We start from the raw sequence: 6,539 nt of genomic DNA, 5'->3' as shown, positions 1-6,539 counted from the left end.
CCTCGACCTCGGCGCGCTGGCCGAGGTCGAGGACCGGCTGCGCCTGCTCGCGACGGCCGGCGTCGAGACCGCCGCCCTCGCCGGCGACCTCGGCCACGGGTCGGCCGACCGGCGCCACGCGCTGACGACGGCGGGCTCGTCCGTCGCGGCCGTGCTCTGGTTCGACTCGCTGCGCGCCGAGGATCGGGTCAGCGTGACGCCGCACGCGGCGCCGCTGCTGGCCGCCGTCCACGACGTGCTGGAGGCGTCGCGCCCGGCGGAGCCCGCGACCGCCGCCACCGGCGACGGTGCCGGCATCGGAGCCGGCATCGGAGCCGACGGCGGGCCGGCCGCGGGCCGGCTGCCGGTGCCCGCGGGCCGGTCGGCACGGGCGTTGCGGGCGACCGGCGCCGGCACGGCAGGGCCGAGCGGGACCGTCTGGGGCGCGCTGGCCCGGCGGTTCGCCGGCACCCGGTTCGACCACGCCCAGGACGGCCGGATCGTCTGCGTCCTCGAGTACCCCGAGCTGCGGGACGCGGCCGTCTGGGAGGGGGCCCCCGCCGCGCGCCCGCCCTACCGCGGCGCGCGGGGCGGGGGGGGGCGGGCCGCGGGGGCCGCGGGCGGCGCCGCGGCGGCCGGGGCGGAGCGGGCCGGCCGCGGCGGGCCCGCCGGCCCGGACCGGGCCGCGCGGATGTTCGAGGCCGCCGGCTGGCAGGTGCTCACCCTTCGCCACGGCAGGCGGCTGGCCGCGCTGTTCGGCCGTCCCGGCGGGCAGGCGCTGCGCGGGCGCCTCAGCCGGATGGGCCAGGAGGAGTACCGCGAGCTGCTGGCCACCCACGGGCTGGCGTTGCGCCGCCGGCTCGCCGGGCCGGGTACGGCGGGCGTCGGCATCGCCGGGCTGGTGGACACGCTGACCGACGACGAGATCCACGCGGCGCTGCGCGATCTGGGCGGCCACGACCTGGCGCTGCTGATCGACGCCTTCGACGAGGTGGCCCAGGACCGGCCGACCGTGCTGTTCGCCCATGTCCACGATCAGGCGACCCGCGACCCGGTGGCCCACGAGGTCCGCCAGGGCCCGGCGCCGGCCGTCGGGATCACCTCGATCCGCCCGATGGGCCAGGGAACGGCCGGCGCCGGCCCGGTGGTCACGCCGGTCGCCGGCGGATCGGCGCTCCAGCCGCTGGCCGGCGGGCGGTCCGGCCAGGGCGGCCGCGGCGCCCGGCTGGCCGCCCACGTCGCGTCCTACCTGGACCGGGCGGCCCGCGCGGCCCCACTCCCACCGCCCGTCCCGACGGACCTGGAGACCGGCGGCGACGGCCGGGCGCTCTCATCGACCCAGTCGGCCTTCGGGGACCTGCTGCGCGGCCTGGCCGGCGCCGCGCCCGAGGCAGTCGACGCGATCGTCACGGTCTCGACGAGGGACGCCGACGGCATCGTCGCCGGGTGGCTCGAACCCGGGGCGGACGCGGGCGCGGCGCTGGCGTCCCCGGCCGGGCGGCGCCACGTCGCCGGGGCGCTCGCCCCGGGCGCCTTCGCCGGGGTCCTGGGAAACCTGGGCGTCGCGTGGAACCGCCAGGGCCTGCCGCTGCTGCCGATCGGAGTCACCGACGAGCTCGCCGCCGGCCGGGTCGTGGCCGCCTGGGCGGCCGGCTGCGCGACCGACGCGCGCTCGGTGCTCGCGGTCACCGACACCGGCCGGCCGGGGGGGGGGGGGGGCGCCCGGGGCCCCCCGGCCCGGGGGGGGCGGGGGGGCCCGGGGGGCGCCGGGCTGCCCGGGGTGACCCGCTACGAGCCGGCCTTCGCCCAGGACCTGGCGTGGTGCCTGCTGGCGGCGCTCGGCGACCTGGGCCGCGCCGACGGCTCGTCCAGCCTGCTGCGGCTGTCGGCGCGGCCGGTCGACCAGCGGGCGGCGGACGTGCCCGCCGCCGGGCCGCGCCGTGACGACCGGCGGGCGGGCGTGCTGGCCGGCGGCTACCGGCTGCGGTCGGGTGGGCCGGCGCCGCTGCTGACGCTGGTCGGGATGGGCGCGGTCCTCCCGGAGGTGCTGGCCGCGGCGGACGAGCTCGGTGACCGGCTGGGCGGCGGGATCGCGGTGGCCGTCGTGACGTCGGCCGACCTGCTGTTCGACGCGCTGCGCGCCAGGGACGAGCGTGCCCACGACGACGACGACGGACCGGGCGCGGGCGCCGCGGACCGTTCCCGGGTGCTCGCGCAGCTGCTCCCGGCTGGCCTGCGCAGCCCACTGGTGACCGTCGTCGACGGCGACGCCCGTCAGCTCGGCTTCCTGGCCGGCGTCCACGGAGACCGGCTCGCCGCCGTCGGCTCGGACCCCGTCGGCTCGGACCCTGCCGTCTCGGACCCTGTCGGTGCTGGCTCCGATGCGGGCGCGCCCGTCGGGACCGACACCATCGTCGCGGCGGCGCTGCGCCTGCTCGGGCGCGACGCCGACGCCCCGACGGGCCTGGACCAGACCGACCGATGACGGCCGGGACGGGTCGGGTCAGCCGCTGACGTTGGCCTCGCGCAGCGCCAGCGCCTCGCGGCCGGCGGCGGCGGAACCGGCCGCGTCGCCGCCGATCGCGCGCACCCGGGCCACCTGTTCGAGGGCCCAGACCAGGTCACGCAGGATCTCGGGACGGTCGCCGACGATCTGGCGGCGGCGGCGCTCGACGTCGAGGGCCTCCTCGAAGCCGTCGGCCGCGACCGGCAGGTCACCGAGGGCCTCCTTCGCCCCGGCGACCTTGTCGAGCCCGACCGACAGGTCGCGCAGCACCGTCGGGTGCTCGCCGTACTCGGTCCGCAGCCAGCGCACCAGCTTCAGCGACTCGTCGTAGGAGTCCAGAGCGCCGGCGACGTCCCCCTGGTCGTAGCGCATGTTGCCGACCAGGCTCAGCGAGTGGAACAGGGCACGCGGCACGGTCGGGTCGATGTCGGTGCCGCCGGCCGAGGCGGCGTTGAGCGCCCGGCGGGCCGTCGCGACGCCCTCGTTGTAGCGGACGAGCGCGCCCGGACTGTCGCCCCGCAGCCGCAGCATGTCGCCGACGTCGAGCAGCCCACGGGAGATGTCCCGCAGCAGCGGGGCGACCTCGCCGTACACGGTGAGCAGCCCGCGCCGCACCTCCAGGGCCTCCGAGTACGCGTCCAGCGCGGCCTTGGTGTCGCCCTGCTGCTGACGCAGGTCCCCGATCTTCTCGAGGGTGTTGGCGAGGCGCTGGCGGGCGGTCGGCGCGGACGCGCCGTCGGCCAGCAGCCGGTGCGCGAGCGCCAGGCACTCGGTCTGGATGTCCAGGGCGCCGACGAGGTCGCCGAGCGCGGCGCGGGCGGCCCCGGCGCGTTCCAGGCTGACCCCGAGCCGGCGCTCGGACTCGGGCGTGCGGTCGGCCGTGGCCAGGTGCCGGTTGATCCGCAGCGCTTCCTCGTAGTTCTCCTGGGCGAGCGGCGCCTGGTCGTGGTCGAGCAGGGCGTCGCCGTACTCGATGAGCGCGGCGGCGAGGTGCCCGAGATCGGCGACTCCGCTGGTGGCCGAGGCGACGCGTTCCCTGCTCAGAGAGACCAACGCCTCCAGGGCGGCCAGCAGCGTGTCCGGCTCACCGCGCTCTCTGGCCAGCTTCGCCAGCCGTTCGAGGTTCTGTGGGGTCAGCTGCTGTCCGGTGGCCGCGACCTGACCTGCGTGGTCGTCCATAACCGGAAGAGTAGTAGCCCCAGGAATCCATCACACGGCCGCTTGGGAGTCCGGTTTGAGTCAGTCACGAGGTTGACCACGTCTGGCGATGCTTGTGTCGCACCTCGTCACAACCTAAGGCCGCTCAGCGGCCGCTCAGCCGAAGAAGTGGCCCGGCGGATAGGCACGGTCGATCCGGGACCGCGGCATGCCACCCAGCGCGTCGGTAAGTGTCCGCGCGGTGTTGACCAGCGGAACGTGGCTGAACGCCTGCGGGAAGTTGCCGGTCATCCGCCCGAGCCGGGGGTCGTACTCCTCGGCGAGCAGGCCGACGTCGTTGCGCAGCGCCAGCAGCCGCTCGAACAGCTCCTGGGCCTCGCGGACCCGGCCGGACAGCGCGTAGTTGTCCGCTAGCCAGAAGGTGCAGGCCAGGAACGCCCCCTCGCCGGCGGGCAGGCCGTCGACGGCGCCGTCCGCGGCCGTCGGGTAGCGGTTGACGAAGCCGTCCTCCAGCAGCTCCCGCTCGATCGCGGCGACCGTGCCGACGACGCGCGGGTCGGTGGCCGGCAGGAAGCCGACGAGCGGCATGTAGAGCAGCGCGGCGTCCAGTTCGGTGGAGCCGTAGTACTGGGTGAAGGTGCCCCGCTCGGGGTCGAAGCCGCGTTCGCAGACCTCGCGGTGGATCTCGTCCCGCAGCGCCGCCCAGCGGTCCGTCGGCCCCGGCAGGCCGGACTCGACGATGCCCTTGACCGCCCGGTCGGCCGCGACCCAGGCCATCACCTTCGAGTGGGTGAAGTGCCGGCGCGGGCCGCGGACCTCCCAGATCCCCTCGTCGGGCTTGCGCCAGCCGGTCTCCAGGAACTCCATCAGCTTGGTCTGCAGGCCCCAGGCGTCGTCCCGGCCGTCGACCTCGGTGGCCATCCTGGCGACGTGCAGCGCGTCGAGGACCTCGCCGTAGACGTCGAGCTGGAACTGGTCGACGGCGGCGTTCCCGACCCGGACCGGGGCCGAGCCCTCGTAGCCGGGCAGCCAGGAGACCTCGTACTCGGGCAGCCGCCGCTCACCGGCCACCCCGTACATGATCTGGACGCGGGACGGGTCGCCGCCGACCGCGCGCAGCAGCCATTCCCGCCAGGCCAGCGCCTCGCTGGTGAACCCGGCGTCGAGCAGGGCCAGCAGGGTGATCGTCGCGTCCCGCAGCCAGCAGTAGCGGTAGTCCCAGTTGCGCACGCCGCCGATGTGCTCGGGCAGCGAGGTGGTGACGGCGGCCACGATCCCACCGGTCGGCGCGAAGGTGAGCGCCTTCAGCGTGATCAGGGATCGGCGCACGGCGGACTGGTACAGGCCGTCGTAGGTGCAGCCGGCCATCCAGTCGGTCCACCACGCCTCGGTCTCGGCGATCATCTGGCGGACGGCGGGCGGCGGCGGGGTCGGCTGGTGCGACGGGTACCAGCTCAGCGAGAACGGGACGGCCTGGCCGGCGGCCACCTCGAACTCGGCGAACGTCGCCAGGTCGTGGCTCTCCATCGGCGCGGTCGTGCGCAGCGTGACGGCGTCCGGGCCGGCGATCGCGGTCACCGTGTGCTCGTCGCGGCGACGCACCCACGGCACGATCGACCCGTAGTCGAACCGGAACCGCGCCTCGCTGCGCATCCGGACCGTGCCGGACAGGCCCTCGACCAGCCGCAGCACGGTGTGGGCGCCGGCCCGGGGCAGCATCGCGTCGGTGATCCGGACCGTGCCGGTGGCGGTGGTCATGTCCGTCTCCAGCACCAGGGTGTCGCCCCGGTACCGGCGAACCACCGACACGACCGGCTCGACCGGGGCGATCCGCCACCGGCCGGCGTCGTCGTCGCCCAGCAGCGCCGCGAAGCAGGCCGGCGAGTCGAAACGTGGCAGGCACAGCCAGTCGATCGAGCCGTCCCGGGAGACCAGCGCCGCCGAATGCGTGTCGCCGATCAGCGCGTAGTCCTCGATGAGCGATGCCACGGCCACTCCTAGCGGGGATGATGCGGCGTCGCCGCTGGTGCCCGCGCGGCCGGCCGCCAGCCCTGATGGGCGTGGCCGACGCCAGCCGCGAGGGCAGGCGCAACACATTACGAGCCTGTTCGCCGGGCTAGGTTGGGGGTACGGCCCGACCGGGTGGTCCCCGTGTGGGCTGGACCTGACACCATGGCCCGATCGGACGGGGATTCCCCAGAGTGACCGCAAACCCGCCGCCACCGCAACCGGCACCCGCGACGACCGAGGCGCCGGAGGCGGACGCCCTGAACACCCCGGCCGCGCTGAACACCCCGGCCTCCCTGAACACCCCGGCCGCCGTGGACACCCCGGCCGCCCCGCGCCCCGCCCGGGTCCGGCCGCCCCAGCCCTCCCTCTGGGCGCAGGCCTGGCGCTACCTGCGCGACCCGCGCCGGCGGACCTACGTCGTGCTCGGGGCGATCGCGACGCTCGGCCTGATCGGTTTCGGGATCTACGCGATCGTCGACGGCCCGCCGCCTACCGTCGAAGGGGTCGTCTACTTCACCGGGGACGCCACCAAGGCTCAGAAGGACGCCGTCCGCGATGCCTGTCCGACCGTCGGCGGGGCGATCCAGGAACCTCCGGACCGCAACGACCTGGACGTCACCCGGGTCTACCCGCTGCGTTACAACCTGACCAAGGCCTCCAGCTCCGACCGGGCCAAGCTGTTCCACTGCGTCTCGGGCCGCCCCGGCGTCATCGGCATCAACACCGAGACCCAGGGCCAATAACCGGCCGGGACACAAGGCCAATAACGGGCCCGGACCCTGGGCCAGCAAAGAAAGGCGGCGCCGTGCAGATCGAGGAGACCGCGCTGCCCGGGATCGGGTTGCGGCATGAGTTCACGACCCGGGCTGGGCGTCGGGTGGGGGTG

Annotated in this window: 4 protein-coding genes; 2 read left to right on the top strand and 2 right to left on the bottom strand. The window is 75.9% G+C overall.

Features of this window, described 5'->3' with window-relative positions:
* Nucleotides 1-2,464: pyruvate dehydrogenase (locus tag I6A60_RS40565; RefSeq protein ID WP_203055878.1), on the top strand; the 2,464-nt coding region annotated here is incomplete at its 5' end.
* An 18-nt stretch (nt 2,465-2,482) separates the two neighbouring features.
* Here the strand turns inward: I6A60_RS40565 and I6A60_RS40560 are convergent.
* Both I6A60_RS40560 and I6A60_RS40555 read right to left on the bottom strand, forming a co-directional pair.
* Complete coding sequence (locus I6A60_RS40560; protein WP_203011916.1) at nt 2,483-3,664, bottom strand: hypothetical protein; 1,182 nt, start codon at nt 3,662-3,664, stop codon at nt 2,483-2,485.
* Between the two features lie 135 nt (nt 3,665-3,799).
* Nucleotides 3,800-5,632, bottom strand: coding sequence for a glycoside hydrolase family 15 protein (locus tag I6A60_RS40555; RefSeq protein WP_203011915.1), 1,833 nt, complete (start codon nt 5,630-5,632; stop codon nt 3,800-3,802).
* A 212-nt stretch (nt 5,633-5,844) separates the two neighbouring features.
* Here I6A60_RS40555 and I6A60_RS40550 point away from each other — a divergent pair, with 212 nt between their 5' ends.
* A complete protein-coding gene (locus I6A60_RS40550; protein WP_307874123.1) occupies nt 5,845-6,396 on the top strand; it encodes a hypothetical protein in 552 nt (183 codons plus the stop codon).
* Nucleotides 6,397-6,539 lie beyond the last annotated feature (143 nt).

The sequence above is a fragment of the Frankia sp. AgB1.9 genome (assembly GCF_016786355.1).
GTDB lineage: Bacteria > Actinomycetota > Actinomycetes > Frankiales > Frankiaceae > Pseudofrankia.
The sequence above is the reverse complement of the archived record's forward strand: the minus strand, read 5'-3'. Positions and strand labels throughout refer to the sequence as shown.

What these genes read in the sequence shown, in the direction of transcription:
- I6A60_RS40560 (WP_203011916.1), bottom strand. Translation starts at nt 3,664, where the DNA reads ATGGACGACCACGCAGGTCAGGTCGCGGCCACCGGACAGCAGCTGACC.